Below are 22,264 nucleotides of genomic sequence, written 5' to 3'. Positions count from 1 at the left end.
CGCGGATCGGCGCCGGACTCGTCAAACAGGCACCGATGCCGAGGCAGACGGCGCGGTGGCGAAGAAATGGTCTTCCTCGACCAGCCAATGCAGGCGGTTGATGTGCTCGAGCGTCGCGCGCACGATCTCGGGCCTGTCGAAGCGTTCGAGCATCCGTGTCGTGCCCTGCTTCACCATGCGCGGCGCGGCCGCCACCGGCGCGACGATGCCGATCGCGCGCGCGGCGTTGCGCAGCAGTGCGGGGTTCGACAAGTGCTGGTATTCGACCAGGTGGATCGCCTTGCCCGCCTGGTCGCATTGCGCAACGAGGCCGGCATAGAAGCGGCGATACAGCTCGTATTCGTGGAGGAATTCCTCCGGCGCGAAGGGCAGCGTTGGCGGCGGGGCGGGTTCGCCGGCACGCTGGATGTAGCGACCGGTCAGCCGCGCGGTCCGCTGCGAGGCGAACAGCGCCAGGAAGTTCTCACGGTACAGAAGGATGACACGCCAGGACGGGTCGGCCACGACATGGTCGCGTATCGTGGCATCGTGCCCACGGAACCACTTGAAGCCGAAGATGCGGGTCGGGCAGGCCGCAATGGCCTCGGCCAGGAAGCCGCGCGGATCGCGGTCGCGCCGGGTGCGCAGCGCGGCCTGGTCCTGGGTCGGCTTCGCCATGAAGGGGGGCAGGTGCAGCTTTTCGCGGTGGAAGATCTCGTGCGCGAAGCTGGTGTCGGGCTGATCGTTCAGGAACTCCATCAGCATGGTGGAGCCCGAACGCGCATGCGCTAGCATCACCGCCTTAATTTCGACCGACACCGCGTCGCTCCCCTAGGGCAGATCCCGACCGGCTGGAATCACCCGGTCAGGCGAAGATGGTCGCGAAAACCAGACCTTGCCGCGTGCCCAGAGCGGGCCGGTGCCGACACCGACAGGTCGCGGAACGCGCCACAGGCATTGACGTGAGCCATGGCGAACGGACGCGGCTCTAGCCCAGCGCCGCGCGCACCCATTCCCCCCAGGCCAGCACGGCGGCGTCGTCCCCGATCCGCCCGGCCACCTGCACGCCGAGCGGCAGGCCGCGCGGCCCGGCTCCGGCCGGCACCGTCACGCACGGCCCGTGCAGCAGCGTCCAGAGCGTGTTGAAAGCCGGGTCGCCGGTCCAGCCGAGGCCCTCGGGCGCCTCACCTGGCGCCGCGGGGGTCAGCACCGCGTCGAAGCCCTGGATCGCGTCGGGGAACGCGGCGCGGGCTGCGGCGAAGGCGGCGCGGCCCTCGGCCAGCGCGGCGGCGCCCTGCGCCCGGCCCCAGTCCATGCGCTCCTGCAGCACCGGGGTGATCAGCGCGCGTGCCTGGGCCAATTCCCAGCCTAGCGCCTCCGCCGATTCCGCGTTCATCACCGTGGGGTGCGCGGCGTAGGCGGCCGCGAATACTTCGGGCAGGGTCAGCGGCGTGACGGTGGCGCCGGCGCGGCGGCAGGCCTCGGCCACGCGGTCCATCAGGGCCAGCGTCTCGGGCGCGGCCTGGTCGGCCGACGGGCCCATCACCAGCGCGAGGCGCGGTGCGCGCGGCGCCTTGGCCTCGGGCGCGCCGAAGTCGCTGCCGGTCATCGCCGCCATGGCCAGGGCGCAATCGGCGACCGAGCGCGCCATCACCCCGATGGTATCCAGGCTCTCGCTCATCACCTTCATGCCGGCGCGGTGCAGCGTGCCGTAGCTCGGCTTGAAACCGACCGCGCCGCAATACGCCGCCGGGCGGATGATGCTGCCGGCGGTCTGGGTGCCGAAGGCCAGGGGAAAGAACCCCGCCGCCACCCCGGCGGCGGACCCCGATGAAGACCCGCCCGGCGTGTGCCGCGGGTTCGCCGGGTTGGCGGTCGGCCCCGGGTGGCGCGTGGCGAATTCCGTCGTAACGGTCTTGCCGATCACCACCGCCCCGGCGCCGCGCGCTGCCGCCACGCAGGCCGCATCGCCGCGCGGGCGGTGCCCGGCCCAGGCGGGCGATCCGTACTGGGATGGCAGGTCGGCGGTGTCGATCACGTCCTTCACGCCGATCGGGATGCCGGCCAGCGGCCCCTGCCCCGCCGCGGCCGCCGCGCGGCGCGCCTGCGCGGGATCGAGCCAGGCGAAGGCACGGATGGTGCCCTCCCGCGCCGCGATGCGGTCGAGGCAGGCTTCCATGAGATCGGCGGCGGACAGCCGCCCGGCGCGGATCGCGGCAAGGGCGGCTGTGGCGGTGAGGTCTGCGGTCTCGGTCATGCCGGCATGTCGCGGCCCGGCGGGCAGGCCGTCAAGACGACGATGCCTGGGCGCCTGTCACACTGGCGCCGTCGCCCGCCCCGCACGCCGTCGCGCGCCTCATCCCCGCGCACCGTCGCGCACTTCATGCCGGCGCGCGCTTCATCCCCCGCGCGCCTTCACGCGACGCACGCGATCGCCACTGGCGCACCACCGTCACGCTTGCGACACTCGGCCATGCCCACCCCGATCCGGGTCGCGCGCGCCTCGGATGGCGTGCTGGCCTACGCCATCCCGCTGCCGCCGGAAGCCCTGCCCCCGGTTGCCCCGCGCGACCTCGAAGCCGCCTGGGACCGGGCCCGCGCCGCCGCCGCCGCCGAACGCTGGGGCGCGCCGCGCCGGCTGCTGTTCCGCCGCCAGGACGGCAGCGCCCAGGAACTGCTGCTGGCCGACGCCGATGCCGCCTGCTGGGCCGAGGCCGTGGATGCCGGCCATGACCTCGGCACCCTGGCGGGGCTGTCCTTGTGCCTGCGCCTGCTGGCGCTGGTCGAGGTGATGACGCGCGCGCCCTGGATGCGCGGCCTGTTCACCCTGGCCGCCGACGGGATCGAACTGCACCCCACCCTGCTGCGTGCCGCCGCGGCCATGCCCCTGGACGCGGCGGCCCGGTTCGACGAAACCGCGCTTCGGCGGCTATTGTCGCGCCCGATTCCTTCCGGAGCATCCGCATGACCCGCCTGGCGCCCACGCTGTCGCTCCCTGCCATGCTGCTTCTGGCGGCCTGCGCGACCGCCGATGCGCCGCGCAGCCTGTCCTCGGCGACCGCCGGCGCGGGCACCGACAGCGTGCTGCGCGCCACCTGCACGGCCGAGGCGGAGCGCGCGGTCAATTTCCGCGAACGCGGCCAGTCGGCGCGCGACGACCAGGCCATGTTCATGACCGACCAGACCAACAACATCCCGACGCTGCGCGTGCAGGCCGACCAGTTCAACCGCCGCGTCCTGCGCGAGGACCTGATCCGCGAGTGCATCCGCGCCAATACGGCGGGCCCGCAACCACAGGATCCCGCTGCGCCGGCCGCGCGCGGCCGCCGGAGCTGACGGCGCGGGCACCGCCCCGCCATGGCCTCGCTCGGCACGCTCGGCCGCGCACTCTCCCACCGTAACGCCCGCATTTTCTTCGGCGCGTCGCTCACGGCCTGGACCGGGCTGTGGATGCACCGCATCGCGGTGTCCTGGCTGGCCTGGGAACTGACCGGCAGCGCCTTCTGGGTCGGCGTGGTGGCGTTCTGCGACCTCGCACCCGCCGTCGTCGTCAGCCCGATCGCGGGCGCCATCGCCGACCGCGCCGACCGGCTGCGCCTGACCATGTTCAGCCAGGCCGCGATCGGCCTGAATGCCGCGCTGATCGCGCTGCTGGTCGCCCTCGGCTGGATGGATATCTGGCTGCTGCTGGTGCTCGAGGTTCTGGGCGGCATCGCCGCGTCCTTCGCGCAGCCCGCACGGCAATCCCTGATGCCCGGGCTGGTGCCGCGCGCCGACCTGCCGGCGGCGGTGGCGCTGAATTCGCTCACCTTCAACGTGGCGCGCTTCATCGGCCCCGCGCTGGCCGGGCCGATCATTGCCGTGGCCGGCGTGTGGCCCGCCATCGCAGCGAATGCGGTGGCCTACCTGCTGGCCACGCTGACCACGCCGATGCTGCGCGTGGAGGCCGCGGCACGGCGCGGCCATGCCGCCACCGCCTCCCTGATGGGCGAGACGCTGGATGGAATACGCTACGCTGCGCGCCACCCCGGGCTGGGCCCGATCCTGCTGTTCGCCGCGGTCTCGGCGCTGCTGCTGCGCGGCGTCCAGGAGATCCTGCCCCCCTTCGTGGAACGCGCCTTCGGGCGCGGGGCAGAATCGCTTGCGGTGCTGACGGCGGCCTTCGGCGTGGGCGCGCTGGTATCGGGCCTGGCGGTGGCGGCGCGTGGGCGGATGGAGGGCACCACGCGCCTTGCGGTGCTGGGCGTGCTCGGGCTCGCGCTGTCCACCGCGGGCTTCGCGGCGACCGGCTGGTTCGCCTTCGGCGTGCTCTGCGCGGCGCTGATGGGGGCCGCGGGGTCGGTGCATGGGATCAGCGTGCAGACCCTGGCGCAGAATGCGTCCGACCCGGCGATGCGCGGGCGGGTGCTGAGCCTGTGGGGCCTGATCACCCGCGCCTTCCCGGCGCTGGGCGCGCTGATGCTCGGCGCCGCCGGCGAGGTCTGGGGCCTCGCCTGGCCGACGCTGGCCGCGGTGCTGCTCTCGCTGCTGGTGGTGGCCTGGGGGATGTGGCGTCTGCCGCGCATACGCGACGCGCTGGAAGGGCCGCCGGACGGCGCGGCCGCGCGGTGAGCGGCAACGCGGCCCCACGAATGGGGAGCGGATCCATGCCCAGCGCGCGCCGGCGGCTCGCGGACGAGAACGGGATCCTGCCGACCCTGCCGCGGCACGGCTTTCGCCTGATCCATGCCGAGGCCATGACCGTGGCCGAACCGGCGCAGCGTTTCCGCGTCGCGCGGATGGTCATGCGCCTGAACGGCGCCGGCCTGTCCACCCTGATCCTCACCGCGCCCGGCTGCCGCGTCATCGAGCTTTCCGCGGAGGGCGAGAGGGACTTGCCCGCCCATGTCCGGCAGCTTTCGGCGGGCTGCAGGCACGACTACGCAACGGCCCGGCTGGAAGGCGATGGCACGGATGCCTACCGGATCGCCCCGGCGGACCTGCTGGCGGCGCTCGCTGCCGCCGGCGCGCGGGCCGGTTGACCGCCGCCGCCGCCGCGGCCATTCACCACGCCCGCCACGCAGACCTTCGAACAGCAGGATCACAACATGCTCGACACCGCCATCATCGGCATGGGCCGCTGGGGCCAGACGCTGGTCGACAGCGTGCAAGGCCGCAATGACGCCGGCATCCGCTTCGTCGCCGGCTGCACCGGGCGGCCCGAACGCGCCGCCGACTGGGCCGCGCGCCAGGGCGTGCGGATCCTGCCCGACTTCGCAGCGGTGCTGGCGGACCCGCAGGTGAAGGCGGTCGCGATCGCCTCGCCGCACGGGATGCATGCCGAACAGGTGATTGCCGCGGCAGCCGCGGGCAAGCACGTGTTCGTGGAGAAGCCCTTCACCATGACCAAGGCCTCGGCCCAGGCCGCGGTCGAGGCCTGCCGCGCCGCCGGCGTGGTGCTGGCGCTCGGCCATAATCGCCGCTTCCTGCCGGCGGTGGCCGAGATGAAGGCGATGCTGGCCGATGGGCGCCTCGGCACGCTGCTGCATGTCGAGGGTCAGTTCAGCGGTCCCGGCGCGGTCGCCTACAAGCCGGGCATGTGGCGCGCGGATCGCTCGGAAAGCCCGCTGGGGGGCATGGGCGGCATGGGTATCCACATGGTCGACATGTTCATCAACCTGGCGGGGCGCATCGCCGAGGTGACCGTGCAGTCGCATGCGCGCGTGCTGGACAACGGCCTGGATGACACGACCGCGGCGCTGTTCCGCTTCGACAGCGGCGTCACGGCGAATTTCGCGACGCTGGCCCTCGCACCGCGGCTGTGGCGCGTCGGGCTGTTCGGCACCGATGCCTGGGCGGTGCTGCACGGGCACGAACACCTGACCACCTGCACCCGCGACGGCACGCCACAGGAGCATGTGTTCCCGAAGACCGACATCGAGGCGGCGGAACTCATGGCCTTCGCCGCCGCCGTCGCGGGCGGGCCGGCCTATCCGCTGCCGGTCGAGGACGCCATCCACGGCGTGGCGGTCTACGAGGCGATGATCGGCGCCGCGGCCTCGGGCAGCACCTATCGCGTGGCATGACGCGCCGGGCACGGCCGTTCATGCCGAATTGACGCACGTGGCCGACCAACCGGGCGAATCGGTGCTGCGGGATGCGCCGGCGCGGCCTAGGGTCGTCGGGTCCGAACCGGAGTCCGCGATGAACCGACGTCGCCTTGCCGGACTTGCCCTGCTTCCCCTGCTCGCGCTGCCGCGCGACGCCGGGCGCGCCGCCGCCGTGGCCGGCCCGGAGCCGCGCCGCAATTGCGGAGACCCCGGCGGCCGCTTCATCGCCTGCGAGGCCCTGCAGGACAGCCTGCCGCTTGCGAGCAACGGGCGCTGCCCGCTGTGCGGCGGGCGGCACCGTGTCCCGGTCACGCCCTGAACCGTTTCGCTGACGACGGGCCGGGTGCGGCGCAGGATGACCGCATGAACACCACGCGCCGCGCCCTGTCCGCCACCGCCCTGCCGCTGCTGCTGTTCGGCGCCGGCTTGCGCGCCGCAGCGGCCAAATCGGCCGGTCCGGATACGCCGGACGCGGAGGCTTGCGTGCCGGGCGAGCCCTCCAAGCGATGCGCCGCCGCCAAGGCGCGGTTCCTCGCGGATGGCGGTGAGGCCGCCAGCGGCTGCCCGCACTGCGCCGCCGTATCGAAGGATTGGCGTTAGCACGCGGGGAGACCAGGCGGCGCCCCTTCCAAGATGCGGTCGTTGGCCGGGCGGCAGGGCCAGCGGGCCGATCCCGACAGGACGTCAGCGCGCTGACCGCCGACCCGCCCCGAGATTGCGCGTGCGTCACGCCGCGCGAGGCCGCATGATGCCGGCATGAGAACGACCCGCCGCCTGGTCTGCACCGCCGCCCTGCTGATGCCCGCCGCTGCCCTCGCGCGCCCGGCCGACCTGCCGGTGGCGCCCGACGCCTGCGAGGCGCCCGCGTTGCACGAGACGCTGCGCACCGACCTTCTCCGGCGCGCCGGCCAGCCGCCGGGCGCCGGCACGCCGCCGGACCTGGCGCAGGCCCGCTGCCCGCGTTGCGGTTGCGACCTGTTTGGCGCCGGCTCCGCGCCGCGGGACATTCCCGACCCGCGCAACCTGTTCTAGAAGCGAGGCCGCGCGCGAGCGCCGCACCGCGCCCCTGCCCGGGGTGCGCCTGGCACCCGCGCCCGTGGCGCATATCGCAAAGGAACGGCCCGCATGAGCAAGATCACCCGCCAGGGGACCAACAAGATCCTCTCGACCTCGGTCGAGTACCACAACTTCGTCTACCTCGCGGGCATCACCGCCGATGACCTGTCCAAGGACATCAAGGGCCAGACGGCCGAGGTGCTGGCCAAGATCGACGCCGCGCTGGAATCGAACGGCACCGACAAAACCCGCCTGCTGACTGCGACCATCTGGGTGAAGCACATCGCCGACCGCGCCGCGATGAACGAGCTCTGGACGCCGTGGCTGCCCGAGGGCGCGGCCCCGGCACGCGCCTGCGTTGAGGCGAACATGGCCGATCCTCGCCACCTGGTTGAGATCATGGTCACCGCCTGCCGCTGACGCTTTTCCCGCCCCTCAGTGGGGTTCGGAAACATTTCCTCGACTCTGATGACAACGCCCGGTGCCATCCGCACCGGGCGTTGTTGCTTTCCGGACACCACACTGTGGCTCGGTCCAGATCCTGCCCAATTCCGGGGTATATCTTCCTGATACCGGACCCGCGCCATACGAGTTGCGCGCAAATCACCCAAGATTACGCCCGGTAACAGACGCACGGGTTGCCTGCCCGCCGCCTGGGTTGTTAGCCACGTCACACGGCGATGCGTCCATGACGCGACGCCAGGGGGTTACCAGGGGGTTCTGGGGCAATGACGGCAAAAGGCGCAGCGATCGTCGCGGCGATCTTGTTCGGCGGCTTGGGACTGGTGGCGCAGGATGCCGCCGCCCGGGCACCCGAGGCACGGCAGGGCAAGCCCGCCGCCCGGGCAGCGAGTGCACCGGCGCCGAGCGCCGCGCGGCGCGAGGCGGCCCGCCCGGCCAATCCGACCGCGCGTTCCACCGCCCAGCGCGGCCAGAACCGCGCTGTGCAGGTCGCCGCGACCGGGCGCGGGGCCACCGCGCGAAACGGGCGGCGTAGCCTTGCCGGCGGCCGCGGCGGTGGTGGCATCTCCTGCGTGCCCTATGCGCGCCAGGCCACGGGGATGGACATCAGCGGCAATGGCCGCGACTGGTGGTACAACGCGGCGGGCCTCTACGCCCGGTCGAACCGTCCCGAAGTGGGCTCGGTGATGGCCTTCCCCGGGTCGGGCGGGATGCGATCCGGCCATGTCGCCGTGGTCGAACGTGTGGTCTCCTCGCGCGAGGTGCATATCCACCACGCGAACTGGGGCGGCCCCGGCATCCGGCGCGGCAGCATCATGCGCGGCGTTTCGGTGATCGACGCTTCGCCCAACAACGACTGGACGCAGGTGCGCGTGCAGGTTGGCCACAGCGCCGAGAACTACGGCCGCACCTACCCGGTCTATGGCTTCATCCACAATCGGCCTGACGCGACCGGCGGCACCATGATGGCCGGGCGCGCGCCGCTGCGGGTGAATGCGGCGCAGGCCGCGACCGCCTCGCTCGGCTATGACGAGGTTGCGCAGGCGCCGGCCCGCCGGCGCTGACGCGCGAAAACTTCGCATCAAGCGATTGAGGTGGGAGGGCCACTCCGGCGACGGGGCGGCCCTTTTCACATTCAGGCGGCGAGCGTGTCCCGGCTGCGGTCCCACAGGTTCGGCACGGCGGTGTTGTCGTAGCCCGACACGAAGCGCTTCTCCGCCCCCGTCGCGGCGTCGAAGACGCTGCGGATGACTGCGCCGATATTGCCGCCGTAGACATGAATGCTGATCGACGCGCGGTCGCGCAGCGCGTTCTCGACCACGTGGATGTCGTATGTGTCGGCGCTGACCGCGACGACCTCGCCCTGCTTCAGATGGTCCACCTGGCCGGTCCGCATGGGCGCGCCGCGGACCATTTCGGTCGAGACCTCCTCCCCGCGCAGCATGCCGACCAGGCCCCACACGGTGTGGTTGTGGATCGGCGTCCGCTGGCCAGGGCCCCAGACGAAGGAGACGACGCAGAAGCGCTCGAGTGGGTCGCAATGCAGCAGGTACTGGCGGTAGCGCGGACCGGGTTCGGCGAAGGCATCGGGCAGCCAGGCCTCGTCGGCGACCAGGCCGCGCAGCAGGGTGGCGCCCTCGGTCAGCCAGCGCGTCTCGGATGCGTCCTCGTTGGCCAGGCGGGTCATGGCACGGATGAAGTCGCGCAGTGGTGCCACGTCGGTCATGATGGAACCCTCCCGGCAGAACCTTGCGAAGGAGGCAAGGTTCCCATGGAAGACGGAGAACGGGCAATGCACGAACATCGGCGCGACGGGGCGGAGATACTGTTTCTCCGGCAGGATCCGGAGATCCCGAACAATCCCCGGCTGCCGGTGGTGGTTCATCGCGGCGCCGTGGCGCCCGACGCCGTGGCGGCCGAGGCGATGTTCCGCCGCCACGGCTGGCGCCCCGCCTGGCGCGGCGGGATCTTCGACACGCATCACTACCATTCCAACGCGCATGAGGCGCTGGCTGTGGTCGCGGGCCAGGTCCGGGTGCAACTGGGCGGCGAGAGTGGCGTTTTGCTGGACCTGTCGGCCGGCGACGTGGTGGTCCTGCCAGCCGGGACCGGGCACCGCAACCTCGGCGCCGACGAAGCACTTCTGGTCGTCGGCGCCTATCCCGACGGCGCCGCGCCGCCCGACCAGTTGCACGGCGCGCTCGCCGAACGGGCACGGGCCCTGCACGCCATCGCCGCGACCCCGGATCCGGCGACGGATCCGGTGACGGGCGGGGCCTACCCGCGCGGCTGACAGCGCACCGACCCGCGCCAGGCAGACGTCTCGGTTTCCAACGAATTGCGGGGCTGGCCGGCGGGGCGCGCGCGGGGCGCACCCCGCCCTGCCGTCACGCCGCGGTCAGCACGATGCGCCCGACCACCTTGCCGTCCTTGAGCCGGTTCAGCGCGGCATCGGCCTGGTTGAGCGGCATGGTGGTGATCGGGATGGCGGGAAGTGCGCCAGATGCTGCAATACCAACGAGTTCACACAGTTCTTTCACGTTGCCGACATAGCTGCCCTGGATGGTCAGGGCACGGATCGGCACCAGCGGAAGCGGGATGTTCATCTCACCGCCGAACAGCCCGACCTGGATCAGTTTTCCGCCCTTGCGCAGGGACTCGAAGGCGAAGCGGGCGGTCTCGGTGCCGTTCACCAGGTCGATGATGGCGCCGACCGCGCCATCGGCCGCGGCCATGATGGCCTTGGCGGTATCGGGGCCGTTCGCGAGGACGGTGTCGGTGGCACCCGCGGCCTTCGCGGCGTCGAGCTTCGCCTGCGCCACGTCCACCACCACGATCCGCCGGTGGCCCTTGGCCTTCAGCACCGCGATGGCGTTCAGCCCGAGCCCCCCGGCGCCGACCAGCACGATGGGATCGTCGGGATCCATCGGCATGACCTTGTTGATGGCGCTGAATACCGTGATGCCGGAACACGCGTAGGTGGCGGCCAGGGCGGGATCGAGGCTGCCGACCGGGACCAGATGGCGCGGTTCCGGGGCCAGCACATGCGTCGCGTAGCCGCCATGCTGATACACACCCAGGCTGCGAGGCGTGAGGCACATGTTGTCCTCATCCGCCAGGCACTTCGCGCATGTGCCGCAGCCGACCCAGGGGAAGACGATCATGTGGTCGCCGACCTTCAGGCCGGCGGCGTTGGCCTCCGGCCCCCATTTCAGCACGCGGCCGACGATCTCGTGCCCCATCGCCAGCGGCAGCGTCACGCCGCGGTCAGTCAGGCGCATCTTGCCGCGGGAGCCGAGGTCGTATTCGCCCTCCCAGATGTGCAGGTCGGAATGGCAGACGCCGGCATGGGTGATCTCGAGCAGGACCTGCTTGCCGGTGGGTTCCGGGGTGGGGAGCTCGATTTCCTGCAGGGGCTTGCCGGTCTCGATGACGGCCCAGGCGCGCATGGTTGGTTCCTCCGGTTGATCTCTGGCGTGAAGCCATCGGACCAAGGGGGGTGCGGCGGGTCAAGCGGGCCAGCAATGTGGATGCGCGCGCGCAACCGATGCGCGTAGGATCGCCGCCACGACGATCGCGACGGGAGGGACAGGATGTCGGACAGGATGGGCGGCGGCCTCGAAGGGCTGCTCGGGTTGCTGGCCGGGGGCCAGGGCGGCGCGCAGGGGCTGGGATCGCTGGTGGACCGGCTGCGCCAGGCCGGTCTGGGCGAGGAGGTGGACAGCTGGGTCGGCACCGGGGCGAACAAGCCGGTGGCGCCGGAGCGGCTGGAGAGCGCCTTCGGGCCGGATACACTGGCCGGCCTGGCGCAGCAGTTCGGCGGCGGCAGCGGCGGTGCTACCGGCGCGGGCGGTATGGCCGGCGTGCTGGCCGCCGTGCTGCCGCAGCTGATCAACGGGCTGACGCCACAGGGCCGCGTGCCGCAGCGGGACGAGGAGTTTGGCGCCGGCGGCGTGGGCGGGATGCTGGCGCAGATGATGGGCGGCCAGGCTGGCGGCGCGCCGCAGGGCGGCGGCGGGCTGGGTGCGCTGCTCGGCGGGCTCATGGGCGGCGGCAGCGGCGGCGCGGCGCCGGCGGCGGGCGGGTTAGGGGCGATGCTCGGGGCGCTGATGGGGGGTGCTGGCGGCACTGCGCCATCGGCGCCGGAACCCCAGCCCGGGGGCAAGCATTTCGCGCCGGACCAGGGCGGACCGCTGCCGCAGAAGCCGCGGCCTCTGGGCTGAGGCAGGCGGCTACGCCATCAGGAAATCGAGAGGCATCGAGGCGCGCGTGGCGTCAGGGGGTGGCGCACCGCGCGGCGAGCCGGTCGCGGAGGTGGGTGGCCTTTGCGATCTGCCGTGCTGCCCCGGCGCGGCGATACTCTTCTAGGGCCGCTTCTGCTTGGACCAGGGCTCCCGACCTACGGTTTTGGCGGCCTCACGTTCGGCGAGCACTTCTAGGGTCCGAGCGCAATTTTCGGTTGTCTGCGCCCAGAGGAAGGGCTCGCGGTCGCGCGAAACCACTTGCAGCGCCGCGTGGTAGGCCAGCACCGCCTCCTCCAGCCGCGCCGTACCGCGTTCGCGCTCTCCTAGTACTGTGAGCGCAGTGCCCAGGTTTTGCTGCACGGCCCCCCATTGGAGCGGCGTGCGATCGCGAGTGTATTCCTCCAGCGCTGCCCGATGGGCCAGCACCGCCTCCTGAAGCCGCGCCAGGCCACCTTCGCGCTCACTTGGTACGACGAGTGCAGTCCCTAAATTGTCCTGTGTCATTGCCCATCAATATGCTGCCACCAAATGCCGCGGCCGGCCAACGCCCATCATGGCAAGTCCATCTTTTCGGCGGATGGCCGGTTCGCCCTCTCTCAGGGGGCGATTGAGCCTGATTCTGCGTTATCGCGCGGGTACCTCGCTCAGAAACCCCAGCACCGCGCGCACCCCCTGCCCGCGATCGTCGTTCAGCACCGCCGGATGCGCCCCGCCCGGCAGCACGACCAAACGTGCATCGCTGGCCCCCGCCGCCATCCGCCGCGCATGGTCCACCGGCGTGATCCGGTCGCCCTCGCTCGCCACCACCAGCACCGGCGCGCGTATGCCGGGTAGCCGCGACAGGCTCTCGAAGCGGTGGCGCAGCAGCAGGTCGGTGGGCACCACCGGGTACATCCCGCGCGCCAGGTCGGCCACCGAGGTGAAGGGGCTCTCCAGCACGACCGCCGCGATGCCCGGGCGGTTCTCGGCCAGGCGGGTCACCACACCGGTGCCCAGGCTCTCACCCCACAACACCAGCGGGCGGCGGGGAAAGCGCGCCTGGGCCCAGGCCAGCATGGCGACGGCATCGGCGGCGATGGCGTCCTCGCCCGGCCGTCCCGGATTGCCGCCATAGCCTCGATATTCTGCAAGAACAATGCTGTAGCCAGCACGGTTGAGGGCGGAACCGAGCCCTGCGCGGTCCTCGGCATTGCCGCCATTGCCGTGGAAATGCAGCACGACCGGCGCGCCGGGTCGGCCTTCCACCGCCAGCACGGCCAGGTCCAGCCCGTCAGTGGTGCGGATCACCGGCCGCTCCCAGCCCGGCGGCGCCGCGATCACGCGCGGGTCGGGCATGAAGATCAGCCTCTCCTGCCCTGCCCAGAGCGCCCCCACCAGCAGCAGCGGCAGGCTGGCGATGATGGCGATGGCGGTCAGCACGCGGCGCATGGCGGGGTCATGGGGCTGATCTGCGGGCGCGCGCCGCATGGCGCAAGCGCAGCACTTTCAAGCGCGGCACCTGGCCGGCGCGGCGCCGGTCGCGTCGTACCGCGCGCTTCGTCGGGGCATCGCCATGCGGTCGCGCCGCGGCCTGCCCGCGTGCCGGGCGCCCGGCCGCGGGGTCCACGCAAGCCGGCGGCCTCCGGCTGGGCGCGGGCGCCTCGCATCGGCACAGCCACGGCGGCGGTCTACTTCGGGGTCTCGCACGGCACGCTGCCGATCGCAGCGCCAGCGAGCGCGCCCACGCCGGCCCCGATCAGTGCCCCGCGCGCGGCATCCGCCTGGGTCGATCCGGCGATGGCGCCCATGCCGGCCCCGATCGCCGCACCATAGGCCGCCCCCATGGCCGGGTCGTCGCAGACCGGCGAGGACGGGACCGGCAGCGGCACGGGCTGCACCACCACGCAGGCAACGAGCGGCAGGGCCAACAGCGGGACAAGCGCCTTCATGCCCACAGCCTGCCACGCTGGCCGTGGCAGCGGTGTGGCGCGTTTCATGGCAGCGCTGGACCGGCCTGAACCGGACGGGGCTGCGCCACAGCCGTCAGGCCATGGGGTCGGCGCGCAGCGGTCCACGGCGCGGCATCGTCCTGGCCGGTGGCAGCACCCGGCCGCACGCTCCTGTGCTGCGCGGCATCGTCCCCGCCGGTGGCGGCATCCGGCCGGACGCTGCCGTGCACGCCGGGGCCACGTCGATCAGTCGGGGCGGATGTTGTTCTCGCGCACCACCTGCGCCCAGACCTCCATCTGCCGCGCGACGAAGGGGCCGAACACCGCCTCCCCCTGCGGGTCGAGGTCGATGCCCAGGCCCAGCACGCGGCTGCGGATCTCCGGCACATCGAGCGCGCCGCGGATCGCCGCCTCCATCCGCTGCTTGACCGCGGCAGGCAGGTTGGCGGGGCCGAGGAATCCCCAGAAGGCCCGCGCGTCGATCCCCGGGATGCCGGATTCCGCCAGCGTTGGGATGTCGGGCATCGAGGGCGATCGCGTGGCGCCGGTCTGCGCCAGGGGGACCAGCGCGCCGGAGTCGATATGCACGCCGATCGCCGGGCGCGTCGCGATGGGCAGGTCGACCTCCCCGGCCACCGCCGCGACCGCGAGCGGCCCGCCGCCGCGATAAGGCACGTGCACCAGGGAGAAACCGCCCGCGCGCTGCGCCAGCGCCATGGTCAGGTGCGCGAGCGACCCGTTGCCGATGGTCCCGTAGGTCACGGTCTCGGGCCGCGCCTTGGCGGCCTCGACCACCTGCGCCACCGACCGATAGGGACGCGTGCGATGCGCCGTCAGCACCATGGGTGCGGTGCCGAACAGCAGCAGCGGCGTCAGGTCACGCTGCGTGTCGAAGCCGATCGTCGGGATCAGCGCGGGGTTCACCGCATGGGTGTCGAAGACCAGCACCCAAGTATTGCCGTCAGGGGCCGCGCGCGCCGCCGCGGCGGTGCCGAGCGCGCCCGAGGCGCCGGCGCGGTTCTCGACCACCACGGGCACGCCGAACTCGGCGGACAGGCGCGGCTGCAGAAGGCGCGACAGCGCATCGGTGGACCCGCCCGGGGGGAAGGGCACGATGATCCGGATGGGTCCGTTCGGCCAGGCGGCCTGGGCGTGGGCGACCGCCGGGGCGGCGAGCAGCCCCGCCGCAGCCAGCAGCGAGCGTCGTTCCATCATGGCGTTGTTCCTCCGCGGTTTGTCTTGGCCGCGGAGGTCGCCCAGCCCCGGGGCCGCGTCAAGGCCCGCGCGGCGAGGGCCCGGCCGAGAGGGCGGCCAGCGCCGCGCTGGCGCTGGGGATGCGCGGCGGCTGGGCCAGGCGGCGCAGCGTCTGGTCGGGGCCGGCGGTGAAGATGCTACGCGGCAGCGCCTGCGCCGCGGCGGCACGGTCATTCGCGTCGAGCGCATCGGCCGCCCGGGTCAGCCCGTCGATCACGTCCTGTGCCGACGCAGTGCGCGGAATGCCGAGCGCCTGGCGCGCCTGGTTGCGCGCCTGGATCAGCTGCACCTGGGCCGAACTGGAGGCGGTCTGCCAGCGCGGGTCGGCCGGCACCGCACCGGCGAGGTATTCGATATCGGCAATGGCGCGCGCCGCGACCGCCGGCTGGTTGGGCTGCGGGCGGCGGAAGAAGGCGGTGGCGTTGTTGCCGGCGCGCACGATGGGGTCGATCACGCGCTCGCCCGGGGCGGCGCTGACCGGGATGGTCGGTGGCGGCGTGACCGGGCCGCAGGCGGCGATGGCGAGCGTGCCGAGCAGGATGGTGCGACGGATCATGGGGGGTTCCTCCGGAGGCGGGGGTAGTCTGCCAGGGGTGGCGGCCCTGCGGGATGATTTCGCGCAATCCGGCGCTTCGGTTAGCGGGCAGGTGCGGTGCGGTCGCGCGGGAGGGGCCGGAGCCGCTGCCGCTCGCCCCGGCTCTCGGTGACGCCTCCAGCCCTTGGTGTCACGAGCATCTTCAACCGGTCGGGTAACTCGGCCTCACCGGGTTCGGCGCTACCCGTAGCCGGCCTCGCGGATGCGCGCGCCGAGCACATTCACCTGCACGGCCAGCGCCGCGCTTTCCTCCTCGCGCAGGCGGGTGCGCAGGCCGGTGGCGGCGGCCTCCATCTCCCGCAACAGGGATGGCAGGCCTGGCGGCGGCTCGGCGCCGGCCGACAGGCGCGCGGCGATGCGTTCCAGCCCGTCGAGGTTCACGCCGAGGAAGCGGCGCGCTTCCTCCAGCCGTTCAGGGCGGCGTTCGAACTCGTCCAGCACCGCGCCGATGGCGGTGGCGACCGGCAGCAGGCGCGGTTCGGCCAGGCGCTGGGCAGTCCCGGCGATGGCTGCGAGGCGCGCGCGTGCGTCGTCCAGCGGGCGGGGCGGCGGCGGCGCGGCCGGTTGCGGCGGCGGCGCCGCTTCCTGCACACCGGTATAGAGCAACCGCGTACCGCCCCAGGCGCCGAGCGCGAGCAGCCCGGCCGCGATCGGCCCGGCATCCGCCCCCAGCCAGGCGACCGCGGCGACGGACGCACCCATGGCGAGCGCTGCCCGACCGGCATCCCCGGCCTGTCCCCGGCGCATCAGCCAGGCGGCCAGCAGCGGGAAACCGAGCCCGAGCAGGCAGCCCAGCAGCGCCCATTCGCGGCCGGCGAACAGGTTGAACAAGGTGGCCGGGATCAGCGGCAGGATGGTGAAGGGCAGCAGCCAGCGCCGCCAGAAGGCCGACAGCATCAGGGGACCACCGCCATGACCGACCGGAACAGAGCGAGCAGCCCGGCGATCCACATGGTGCCGCCAAGCAGGAAAAAGCCGATCAGCCGCGTGCCGAAGGGCGGCGGCGCCGTCGGCGGGGCCATGGGGAGTGTGCGGTTGCTCATCACGCCGCCTTAGATCGCCCCCCTGCCCCGCCCGATCAAGGCGCCCCGGTACGCTGCAGGGCGCGTGGCACGCATCGCGGCGGTGGGCAGCCGGGCGCGAAGGGTTGGCCCTGGCGCGCCCAGGCCGTGCGGGGCGGCCCGGCGCGGGCGTGCTGCCCACTGGATCGGCGGCGCGAAGCCGGCAATGCTGCCCGCGGATGACGGAGTGTCCGGCATGACCAACCTCCAGGCGGCGCCGCGCGCCGGATCGGTGCGGTAGGACCATGAAGCGCATCCTGCCCTGGCTGCTGGTGCTAGTCGGCCTCGGGTTGCTCGGCGGCGGTGGCTTCGCCGCGTGGCGCGAAGTCGAATTCCGCCGCGGCGCGATCGAGACCGATGGCCGCGTCGTGCAGATGCTCGCGCGCAGCAGCCGCGACCGCGACCGCGGGTCCTCGACCACCTACACCCCGGTCTTCACCTTCGAATTGCCAAGCGGAAAACTGCAGCGGGTGGAAGGCGGCGTTGCCTCCAACCCGCCCTGCTGCCGGGTGGGGGATACCATCCGCGTGCGCTACAGGCCCGAGGCACCCGATCGCGCGCAGATGACCGGCTTCATGGAAAGCTGGTTCGTCGCGACGCTGCTGGGCGGCATGGGCCTGGTGTTCACGCTGGTCGGCGCGGCCGTGATGCGGGCAGTGCGCCCCGGGACGGCCGGCCTGGCGCAGGCGGCGGGCCTTGCGCAGGCGCCGCCCGGCGCGCCGCCGCTGACCTTCAGCGTGCCGCTCGCGGGACTGCGGCGCGACGGTGCGGGGCGCTGGATCCTGCAGGCACGCTGGGCGGACCCGCGCGGCGGCGTGCAGCGTCTGTTCGAAAGCGAGCCCCTGCCCTTCGACCCGGTGCCGCAGATGCGCAGCATGACCGCGGTGAATGTCAGCTTCGATCCCGGCCAGCCGGACGGCCCCTACTGGATGGACCTGTCCTTCCTGCGCGAGCCCGATCCCGACGCCACCGTCGTGCAGCGGCGGGGGTAACGCGCGTGGTGTGACCGGCGGCACGCCGTGCCGCGCGGCACCGCCGCAGGCTGGTGCGCGGTGCAGGGAGGCGGTCGATGCGGCGGCGCGTGACGGCGGAAGCCCTGATCTTCGGCGGCGTGATGCTGGTCGGCCTTGCGCTGCTGGCCGGCGCGGCTTGGGCGATCCTGGCCGAACTGTCCTTCCGCGCCGGCGCGCGCATGACCGATGCACGCATCGTGGAGATGCGCCCAAGTACCAGCCGCGGATCCGACGGGCGGGACAGCACGGTCTACTACCCGGTCCTCGAATTCGCGCTGCCCGATGGGCAGGCGGTGCGCGCCGTCGGCCCGATCGGCAGCGGGGCGCCCTGTTGCGAGGTGGGCGACGTGGTTGCCATCCGCTACGACCCCTCCAACCCGCGTCGCGCCGCGCAGGACAGCTTCGAGGACAGCTGGCTGCTGCCGACCGTGCTCGGCGGCTTCGGCAGCCTGGTGTTCGGCATGGGCTTGCTGTTCTTCCGCGTCTTCGGCGGCGCGCCCGCGGCGAAGGCCCCGGCCTATGCGCCGCCGCAGTTCCAGGAGCGCGGACTCGCCCGCATCACGCGGGTGCAGCGGACCGACACGGCAGACGGCCCACGCTGGGTGGTCCAGGCGCGCCTCACCGACCCGCTGACCAACGAGGAACGGGTCTTCGAGGGCGCGCCGCTCGACTTCGACCCGAAGGCGCGCTTCGCCGTGCTGCCGACGCTGCTGGTGCAGTACGACCGCGGGCCGGGCGCGGGGTATGTGCTCGACCAGACGATCCTCCAGCCGGTGCGGCCTGCGGCAGCCGCGGCGCCGCCGGCCGGACGCGAGTCCCGGAGCCTTGTTGGGTTGGTGCCGATCGGCATCGGCGTCGCCTTCCTGGCCGGTGCCGCCGCGCTGGCCTGGCCGCAGACCGCCTTCATCCGCGCCAGCCAGAGCGTGCCGGGGCGCGTGGTGGACATGCGCGTGACCAGCGGCGGCGCCTCGCCCGTCTTCGTGTTCACGCCGCGCGGCGGTAGCGAGCAGCGCGTGACCTCGCGCATCGTCTCGAACCCGCCGTGCTGCGAGGTGGGCGAGGAGGTCACGGTGCGCTACCGGCCCGAGGCGCCGCGCGACGCCCGCATCGCGAGCTTCATGGATGCTTTTCTATGGCCGACCGTGCTGGGCGGGTTCGGGCTGTTCTGGCTCGGCATCGTGGTGATGTCCGGGATGTCCGAGCGCGCACCCGCGCCGCGCCCCGGCGGGCGCGCGCAGGGCGGCGCAGGGGTGGCGCGGGGCCGCCCCGCGCCCGGGCCGCGCGCGCAGGCCGCGGCGGCGCCGGCCGGGCTCGCGGCGATCGAGCTGCCGCTCGCGGGCCTGCGCCGCGCCGAGACACAATCCGGCCCGCGCTGGTTCGTGCAGGCGCGCTGGCAGGACCAGGCGCGGGGCGGCGAGCGCATCTTCGAAAGCGCCCCCCTGCCCTTCGACCCGGTGCCGCAGATGCGCGACAGGACCAGCGTGCGGGTGTTGTTCGACCCCGGCCTGCCGGAGGGGCCGCATCAGATGGACCTGGCCTTCCTGCACGATCTCGACGCGGATGCGGCCAGGGTGCGGCGGCAGGGATGACGCCGGACGCTCCGCGCGACCGCGAGCAACGATCCGGCATGGCGCCGCCCGGCTGTGCCCCCGGGGCTGCACGTGCGCCGGCGCCGGCAGATGGCACGACCCACGCCGCTGCGACCGGGCGGCGGGCTGACATGGCACCGGCAGAGGCGAAGTCGGGTGCCTTGATGGGCGGGCTGCTGCTGGTCGGCGTGGCGCTGCTGCTCGGTGCCGCCTGGCCGGCCGGGTCGCACATCGCGTTCCTGAGCCGCGCGACGATCACCGAGGCGCGCATCGTCGACTTCCATCTCGTGCCCCGCAGCAGGGACTCCGGTCGGTTGCGGCGGGTCGCGATCTACGAGTTCGCACTGCCTGACGGCAGCCTCCAGCAAGCGGTGGGACCCATGTGCAGCAAGCGTGGGTGCAGCGAGCGCGTCGGCACCATCCTGCGCGTCGGGTACGACCCGGCCGACCCAGGCAGCGTCAGGCGCCTCGGATTCCACGATGCCTGGGCGCTGCCGGCGGCGCTCGGCGGCTTCGGCGCGCTGTGGATGGCGATCTGGGGGTTGGGGGCATGGCTCGGCGTCCGCGAGGCACGATTGCTCCGCGCGACCGAGCGTGCGGCGAGCGGGCGCCTCCGCCGCAGGCAGGATGGCGGCCGCGGTGCGGACGACTTGGTCGTGGTGCTGTCGGTGGTCATCGGCATCTTCGCGCTGGGGGCGGTGGCGGCGGCGCTGGGCGGCTTTCCGTGGCTCGCCGTGGCGCTGGTCGGCTTCGGATTGTTCTGGCTGCTGCTTGGGTGGCTCGTGAGCCGCGACCAGGGGTGATCCGCGATCAGGCCTGCAGGAAGCCCAGTGTGGCGCCCTCGAACACGCCGCAGGTGAGCGGCCCGCCCGACCAGGCGGCGGTGTCGAGGCAGATGCGGTTGTCGCGCACCACCGGCTGGAAGCCCGCCGTGTGGCCGTGGACCACGACGATGCCGTGGTCGCGCTCGGACCCGAGGAAGTCGTGGCGGATGCGCAGCAGGTCCTCGCGCGACTGGTCCTCGAGCGCGATGCCGGGGCGGATGCCGGCATGCACGAACAGGTAGCCGCCTTCCTGGTGGAACAGGTGCAGCCGGCGAAGGAAGCGCAGGTGCTGCGGGGCGAAGTGCTGCGGCCAGTCCTCGCGCGGCGTGTCGGCGCTCACGCCCCAGGCGTCGAGCGTGGCGCGGCCGCCGCCCCACAGCCAATCCGCCGCCGCAGCACCGTCGCCATCGAGGGCGGCGAGCATCGTCTCCTCGTGATTGCCGGTGAGGTTGAGCGTGTCGATGCCAGGCACCGGATCGGTCTCGATCAGGTGGTCGAGCACGGCGCGGCTGTCGCCGCCCTTGTCGACGTAGTCGCCGAGGTGGATCAGCAGCGCGGAGGCGACCGGGCGGACGCGCAGGTCGGCGGCGATCTGCCCGTGCAGGTCGCGCAGCTGCGCGATCGAGCCGTGGATGTCGCCGATGGCGTAGATACGCCGCCCGCGCGGCAGGGTGGCCGGTGCGGCGCGCAGCGCGATCATTTCTTGTCGGCGCGCGGGTCGAGCGCGTCGCGCAGCCCATCGCCCATCAGGTTGAAGGCCAGCACCACGATCATGATGGTGAGCCCCGGGAAGATCGAAAGCCACGGCGCCTGCGTCAGGAAGCGCTGCGACGAATTCAGCATCGACCCCCAGGACGGGTTGGGCGGCTGCATGCCCAGGCCCAGGAAGGACAGCGCGGCCTCGGCGATGATGGCTTCCGCGATGGCGAGCGTCGCCTGCACCAGCAGCGGCGGGATGATGTTGGGCAGCACATGCACGAAGGCGATGCGCCAGGGCGGGTTGCCCAGCGCGCGCGCGGCTTCCACCCAGTCGGTCGATTTCGCATCCAGCGCCATGCCGCGCGCAAGCCGCACGAAGACCGGGGATGCGGTGATGGCGATGGCGAGCATCGCGTTCTCGAGCGCGGGTCCCAGGAAGGCGGCGAGCGCGATGGCGAGGATGAGGAACGGGACGCTCAGCATCGCATCCGCGATGCGAGAGATGACGGCATCGACCCAGCCGCCGGCGAGCCCGGCGATGAGGCCGAGCGGCACGCCGATGATGAGCGCGCCCAGCACCGAGATCACGCCCGCCATGAGCGACGCCCGCGCACCCCAGATGACGCGCGAGAGCACGTCGCGCCCGTTCTCGTCCGTGCCCATCCAGTGTTCCCAGGATGGCGGGCGGCGGATGCGCGACCACGAGGTCTGCAGCGGGTCGTAGGGCGCGATCAGCGGCGCGAGCGCCGCGACCAGGATGAACAGCACGACAACAAGCAGGCCGAAGACCGCCAGGCGGTGGCGCAGGAAGCGGCGGATGGCGCGGCGGGTCGGGCTTTCGGCGGTGATCGCGGTCGCGCTCATCGGCGTGGCAACCCGGCTTCCAGTGCGGCGGGATGCGCCACGCGGCGCGGCCATTGCGCGCGCCAGAACCAGTAGACGAATCCGGCGAATACCAGCGCGAGGGTGCTGGTGAAGCCCCGGGCGATCCAGCGCTCGACCACGGCATGAGGCGGGTCGTGCCAGGTCCAGGCCGCAATCGCCGCCATCGCCGCAGCCGGCAGCGCGATGAGCCCCGTGAAGATGGCGGTCGAGGCCTTGCCGACGCCGGTCTCGATGCGGACGGGATGGCCCGTCGCGACCAGCCGCTGCGCGAGAGCTCGCACGAAGTCGGGGTAGGAGCGGCGGGCAGCGGCGGCATCTCCGGGGTCGGCCACGGGGTCGAGGCGCAGCGTCTCTCCGCTGGCGAGGAACAGGCGGAGTTCGGGCGCGTGGCCGTAGGTGGTCTGCCCGAGGCCGGCGCGCAGGCCGGCGATGTTGCGGATGGGGATGGGCCGGTCGCCACCCTCGGCGCCGACCAGGCCGACGAGGTCTGCGGTCAGAACGACCGTCACCGTCCTGCCGTGGAAGCCTGCCTGCCGCAGGGATCGCGGCATGCGGGCGGTGAAGCTGGGGCCGAGGGCGGACATGC

General features: G+C 72.9%; 29 protein-coding genes. 15 read left to right on the top strand and 14 right to left on the bottom strand.

Annotated elements, in window-relative coordinates; translation table 11 throughout:
• Nucleotides 1-21: 21 nt before the first annotated feature.
• Both MWM08_RS12170 and MWM08_RS12165 read right to left on the bottom strand, forming a co-directional pair.
• Nucleotides 22-798, bottom strand: a complete 777-nt coding sequence (locus tag MWM08_RS12170) for a hypothetical protein (RefSeq protein ID WP_244459709.1) — start codon at nt 796-798, stop codon at nt 22-24.
• A 169-nt stretch (nt 799-967) separates the two neighbouring features.
• Nucleotides 968-2,236, bottom strand: coding sequence for an amidase (locus MWM08_RS12165; RefSeq protein ID WP_244459708.1), 1,269 nt, complete (start codon nt 2,234-2,236; stop codon nt 968-970).
• A gap of 216 nt (nt 2,237-2,452) precedes the next feature.
• On the opposite strand from MWM08_RS12165, the gene MWM08_RS12160 reads away from it, so the two are divergent.
• The 10 genes from MWM08_RS12160 to MWM08_RS12115 all read left to right on the top strand — a co-directional run bounded on the left by MWM08_RS12160 (nt 2,453) and on the right by MWM08_RS12115 (nt 8,650).
• Entirely contained in the window at nt 2,453-2,947 is a 495-nt protein-coding gene (locus MWM08_RS12160; RefSeq protein ID WP_244459707.1) for a hypothetical protein, read from the top strand.
• Nucleotides 2,944-3,315, top strand: coding sequence for a hypothetical protein (locus MWM08_RS12155; protein WP_244459706.1), 372 nt, complete (start codon nt 2,944-2,946; stop codon nt 3,313-3,315). The genes MWM08_RS12160 and MWM08_RS12155 overlap by 4 nt, the downstream gene beginning before the upstream one ends.
• Before the next feature lie 21 nt (nt 3,316-3,336).
• Nucleotides 3,337-4,590 (top strand): MFS transporter, encoded by a 1,254-nt coding sequence (locus MWM08_RS12150; RefSeq protein ID WP_244459705.1) that lies wholly within the window; start codon nt 3,337-3,339, stop codon nt 4,588-4,590.
• Between the two features lie 35 nt (nt 4,591-4,625).
• Nucleotides 4,626-5,000: a glycosyltransferase 61 family protein gene (locus tag MWM08_RS12145; protein ID WP_244459704.1), complete on the top strand. Its 375-nt coding sequence runs from the start codon at nt 4,626-4,628 to the stop codon at nt 4,998-5,000.
• A 66-nt stretch (nt 5,001-5,066) separates the two neighbouring features.
• Complete coding sequence (locus MWM08_RS12140) at nt 5,067-6,044, top strand: Gfo/Idh/MocA family protein (RefSeq protein ID WP_244459703.1); 978 nt, start codon at nt 5,067-5,069, stop codon at nt 6,042-6,044.
• Nucleotides 6,045-6,162: 118 nt separating this feature from the next.
• Complete coding sequence (locus MWM08_RS12135; protein WP_244459702.1) at nt 6,163-6,387, top strand: hypothetical protein; 225 nt, start codon at nt 6,163-6,165, stop codon at nt 6,385-6,387.
• Between the two features lie 44 nt (nt 6,388-6,431).
• The gene (locus MWM08_RS12130) at nt 6,432-6,668 is read left to right on the top strand and encodes a hypothetical protein (RefSeq protein WP_244459701.1); all 237 of its coding nucleotides are present in this window, start codon (nt 6,432-6,434) and stop codon (nt 6,666-6,668) included.
• Nucleotides 6,669-6,824: 156 nt separating this feature from the next.
• A complete protein-coding gene (locus tag MWM08_RS12125) occupies nt 6,825-7,100 on the top strand; it encodes a hypothetical protein (protein WP_244459700.1) in 276 nt (91 codons plus the stop codon).
• Nucleotides 7,101-7,193: 93 nt separating this feature from the next.
• Complete coding sequence (locus MWM08_RS12120) at nt 7,194-7,544, top strand: RidA family protein (RefSeq protein ID WP_198373579.1); 351 nt, start codon at nt 7,194-7,196, stop codon at nt 7,542-7,544.
• Between the two features lie 308 nt (nt 7,545-7,852).
• Nucleotides 7,853-8,650 carry a CHAP domain-containing protein gene (locus MWM08_RS12115; protein WP_244459699.1) on the top strand — a complete coding sequence of 266 codons (798 nt, stop codon included), beginning with the start codon at nt 7,853-7,855 and terminating at the stop codon, nt 8,648-8,650.
• Nucleotides 8,651-8,721: 71 nt separating this feature from the next.
• On the opposite strand, the gene MWM08_RS12110 is transcribed toward MWM08_RS12115, so the two are convergent.
• Nucleotides 8,722-9,312 (bottom strand): cysteine dioxygenase family protein, encoded by a 591-nt coding sequence (locus MWM08_RS12110; protein WP_244459698.1) that lies wholly within the window; start codon nt 9,310-9,312, stop codon nt 8,722-8,724.
• Between the two features lie 66 nt (nt 9,313-9,378).
• On the opposite strand from MWM08_RS12110, the gene MWM08_RS12105 reads away from it, so the two are divergent.
• Complete coding sequence (locus MWM08_RS12105; protein WP_244459697.1) at nt 9,379-9,879, top strand: cupin domain-containing protein; 501 nt, start codon at nt 9,379-9,381, stop codon at nt 9,877-9,879.
• A gap of 94 nt (nt 9,880-9,973) precedes the next feature.
• On the opposite strand, the gene MWM08_RS12100 is transcribed toward MWM08_RS12105, so the two are convergent.
• Nucleotides 9,974-11,035, bottom strand: a complete 1,062-nt coding sequence (locus MWM08_RS12100; protein ID WP_244459696.1) for an alcohol dehydrogenase — start codon at nt 11,033-11,035, stop codon at nt 9,974-9,976.
• 144 nt (nt 11,036-11,179) lie between these two features.
• Between MWM08_RS12100 and MWM08_RS12095 the strand changes: the two genes are divergently transcribed.
• Nucleotides 11,180-11,809 (top strand): YidB family protein, encoded by a 630-nt coding sequence (locus MWM08_RS12095; RefSeq protein WP_244459695.1) that lies wholly within the window; start codon nt 11,180-11,182, stop codon nt 11,807-11,809.
• 141 nt (nt 11,810-11,950) lie between these two features.
• On the opposite strand, the gene MWM08_RS12090 is transcribed toward MWM08_RS12095, so the two are convergent.
• The 7 genes from MWM08_RS12090 to MWM08_RS26305 form a co-directional block, all read right to left on the bottom strand.
• Nucleotides 11,951-12,334 (bottom strand): hypothetical protein, encoded by a 384-nt coding sequence (locus tag MWM08_RS12090; RefSeq protein WP_244459694.1) that lies wholly within the window; start codon nt 12,332-12,334, stop codon nt 11,951-11,953.
• Nucleotides 12,335-12,454: 120 nt separating this feature from the next.
• Entirely contained in the window at nt 12,455-13,258 is an 804-nt protein-coding gene (locus MWM08_RS12085) for an alpha/beta hydrolase (RefSeq protein WP_244459693.1), read from the bottom strand.
• 239 nt (nt 13,259-13,497) lie between these two features.
• Complete coding sequence (locus MWM08_RS12080) at nt 13,498-13,758, bottom strand: glycine zipper domain-containing protein (RefSeq protein WP_244459692.1); 261 nt, start codon at nt 13,756-13,758, stop codon at nt 13,498-13,500.
• 246 nt (nt 13,759-14,004) lie between these two features.
• Entirely contained in the window at nt 14,005-14,973 is a 969-nt protein-coding gene (locus MWM08_RS12075; protein ID WP_244459691.1) for a tripartite tricarboxylate transporter substrate-binding protein, read from the bottom strand.
• 58 nt (nt 14,974-15,031) lie between these two features.
• On the bottom strand, nt 15,032-15,568 hold the full coding sequence (locus MWM08_RS12070) for a hypothetical protein (protein ID WP_244459690.1): 537 nt from the start codon (nt 15,566-15,568) through the stop codon (nt 15,032-15,034).
• Nucleotides 15,569-15,787: 219 nt separating this feature from the next.
• On the bottom strand, nt 15,788-16,504 hold the full coding sequence (locus MWM08_RS12065) for a hypothetical protein (RefSeq protein ID WP_244459689.1): 717 nt from the start codon (nt 16,502-16,504) through the stop codon (nt 15,788-15,790).
• Nucleotides 16,504-16,629, bottom strand: a complete 126-nt coding sequence (locus MWM08_RS26305) for a hypothetical protein (RefSeq protein ID WP_255751401.1) — start codon at nt 16,627-16,629, stop codon at nt 16,504-16,506. The genes MWM08_RS12065 and MWM08_RS26305 overlap by 1 nt, the downstream gene beginning before the upstream one ends.
• A 284-nt stretch (nt 16,630-16,913) precedes the next feature.
• On the opposite strand from MWM08_RS26305, the gene MWM08_RS12060 reads away from it, so the two are divergent.
• The 3 genes from MWM08_RS12060 to MWM08_RS12050 all read left to right on the top strand — a co-directional run bounded on the left by MWM08_RS12060 (nt 16,914) and on the right by MWM08_RS12050 (nt 20,073).
• A complete protein-coding gene (locus tag MWM08_RS12060; protein ID WP_244459688.1) occupies nt 16,914-17,660 on the top strand; it encodes a DUF3592 domain-containing protein in 747 nt (248 codons plus the stop codon).
• 89 nt (nt 17,661-17,749) lie between these two features.
• A complete protein-coding gene (locus tag MWM08_RS12055; protein WP_244459687.1) occupies nt 17,750-19,270 on the top strand; it encodes a DUF3592 domain-containing protein in 1,521 nt (506 codons plus the stop codon).
• A gap of 131 nt (nt 19,271-19,401) precedes the next feature.
• Nucleotides 19,402-20,073: a DUF3592 domain-containing protein gene (locus tag MWM08_RS12050; protein WP_244459686.1), complete on the top strand. Its 672-nt coding sequence runs from the start codon at nt 19,402-19,404 to the stop codon at nt 20,071-20,073.
• Nucleotides 20,074-20,080: 7 nt separating this feature from the next.
• On the opposite strand, the gene MWM08_RS12045 is transcribed toward MWM08_RS12050, so the two are convergent.
• Genes MWM08_RS12045 through MWM08_RS12035 form a run of 3 tightly spaced genes read right to left on the bottom strand, consistent with a single transcriptional unit; the run spans nt 20,081 to nt 22,262 of the window.
• Nucleotides 20,081-20,794 carry a metallophosphoesterase gene (locus tag MWM08_RS12045; RefSeq protein WP_244459685.1) on the bottom strand — a complete coding sequence of 238 codons (714 nt, stop codon included), beginning with the start codon at nt 20,792-20,794 and terminating at the stop codon, nt 20,081-20,083.
• Nucleotides 20,791-21,657 (bottom strand): ABC transporter permease, encoded by an 867-nt coding sequence (locus tag MWM08_RS12040; protein WP_244459684.1) that lies wholly within the window; start codon nt 21,655-21,657, stop codon nt 20,791-20,793. The genes MWM08_RS12045 and MWM08_RS12040 overlap by 4 nt, the downstream gene beginning before the upstream one ends.
• Complete coding sequence (locus MWM08_RS12035; protein ID WP_244459683.1) at nt 21,654-22,262, bottom strand: hypothetical protein; 609 nt, start codon at nt 22,260-22,262, stop codon at nt 21,654-21,656. Before MWM08_RS12035 ends, MWM08_RS12040 begins: the two co-directional genes overlap by 4 nt.
• Nucleotides 22,263-22,264 lie beyond the last annotated feature (2 nt).

It is taken from the genome of Roseomonas fluvialis (genome assembly GCF_022846615.1).
Lineage (GTDB): Bacteria > Pseudomonadota > Alphaproteobacteria > Acetobacterales > Acetobacteraceae > Neoroseomonas > Neoroseomonas fluvialis.
Note: the sequence above shows the minus strand (reverse complement) of the source record. Positions and strands in the feature narration are given on the sequence as shown.

Coding starts and splice junctions, on each gene's coding strand:
- MWM08_RS12095 (WP_244459695.1), top strand. CDS start 11,180: ATGTCGGACAGGATGGGCGGCGGCCTCGAAGGGCTGCTCGGGTTGCTG.
- MWM08_RS12140 (WP_244459703.1), top strand. CDS start 5,067: ATGCTCGACACCGCCATCATCGGCATGGGCCGCTGGGGCCAGACGCTG.
- MWM08_RS12150 (WP_244459705.1), top strand. CDS start 3,337: ATGGCCTCGCTCGGCACGCTCGGCCGCGCACTCTCCCACCGTAACGCC.
- MWM08_RS12165 (WP_244459708.1), bottom strand. CDS start 2,236: ATGACCGAGACCGCAGACCTCACCGCCACAGCCGCCCTTGCCGCGATC.
- MWM08_RS12035 (WP_244459683.1), bottom strand. CDS start 22,262: ATGTCCGCCCTCGGCCCCAGCTTCACCGCCCGCATGCCGCGATCCCTG.
- MWM08_RS12100 (WP_244459696.1), bottom strand. CDS start 11,035: ATGCGCGCCTGGGCCGTCATCGAGACCGGCAAGCCCCTGCAGGAAATC.
- MWM08_RS12105 (WP_244459697.1), top strand. CDS start 9,379: ATGCACGAACATCGGCGCGACGGGGCGGAGATACTGTTTCTCCGGCAG.
- MWM08_RS12065 (WP_244459689.1), bottom strand. CDS start 16,504: ATGCTGTCGGCCTTCTGGCGGCGCTGGCTGCTGCCCTTCACCATCCTG.
- MWM08_RS12040 (WP_244459684.1), bottom strand. CDS start 21,657: ATGAGCGCGACCGCGATCACCGCCGAAAGCCCGACCCGCCGCGCCATC.
- MWM08_RS12045 (WP_244459685.1), bottom strand. CDS start 20,794: ATGATCGCGCTGCGCGCCGCACCGGCCACCCTGCCGCGCGGGCGGCGT.
- MWM08_RS12070 (WP_244459690.1), bottom strand. CDS start 15,568: ATGATCCGTCGCACCATCCTGCTCGGCACGCTCGCCATCGCCGCCTGC.
- MWM08_RS12115 (WP_244459699.1), top strand. CDS start 7,853: ATGACGGCAAAAGGCGCAGCGATCGTCGCGGCGATCTTGTTCGGCGGC.
- MWM08_RS12090 (WP_244459694.1), bottom strand. CDS start 12,334: ATGACACAGGACAATTTAGGGACTGCACTCGTCGTACCAAGTGAGCGC.
- MWM08_RS12050 (WP_244459686.1), top strand. CDS start 19,402: ATGGCACCGGCAGAGGCGAAGTCGGGTGCCTTGATGGGCGGGCTGCTG.
- MWM08_RS26305 (WP_255751401.1), bottom strand. CDS start 16,629: ATGGCCCCGCCGACGGCGCCGCCGCCCTTCGGCACGCGGCTGATCGGC.
- MWM08_RS12145 (WP_244459704.1), top strand. CDS start 4,626: ATGCCCAGCGCGCGCCGGCGGCTCGCGGACGAGAACGGGATCCTGCCG.
- MWM08_RS12120 (WP_198373579.1), top strand. CDS start 7,194: ATGAGCAAGATCACCCGCCAGGGGACCAACAAGATCCTCTCGACCTCG.
- MWM08_RS12135 (WP_244459702.1), top strand. CDS start 6,163: ATGAACCGACGTCGCCTTGCCGGACTTGCCCTGCTTCCCCTGCTCGCG.
- MWM08_RS12075 (WP_244459691.1), bottom strand. CDS start 14,973: ATGATGGAACGACGCTCGCTGCTGGCTGCGGCGGGGCTGCTCGCCGCC.
- MWM08_RS12085 (WP_244459693.1), bottom strand. CDS start 13,258: ATGCGCCGCGTGCTGACCGCCATCGCCATCATCGCCAGCCTGCCGCTG.
- MWM08_RS12080 (WP_244459692.1), bottom strand. CDS start 13,758: ATGAAGGCGCTTGTCCCGCTGTTGGCCCTGCCGCTCGTTGCCTGCGTG.
- MWM08_RS12110 (WP_244459698.1), bottom strand. CDS start 9,312: ATGACCGACGTGGCACCACTGCGCGACTTCATCCGTGCCATGACCCGC.
- MWM08_RS12125 (WP_244459700.1), top strand. CDS start 6,825: ATGAGAACGACCCGCCGCCTGGTCTGCACCGCCGCCCTGCTGATGCCC.
- MWM08_RS12155 (WP_244459706.1), top strand. CDS start 2,944: ATGACCCGCCTGGCGCCCACGCTGTCGCTCCCTGCCATGCTGCTTCTG.
- MWM08_RS12060 (WP_244459688.1), top strand. CDS start 16,914: ATGAAGCGCATCCTGCCCTGGCTGCTGGTGCTAGTCGGCCTCGGGTTG.
- MWM08_RS12160 (WP_244459707.1), top strand. CDS start 2,453: ATGCCCACCCCGATCCGGGTCGCGCGCGCCTCGGATGGCGTGCTGGCC.
- MWM08_RS12130 (WP_244459701.1), top strand. CDS start 6,432: ATGAACACCACGCGCCGCGCCCTGTCCGCCACCGCCCTGCCGCTGCTG.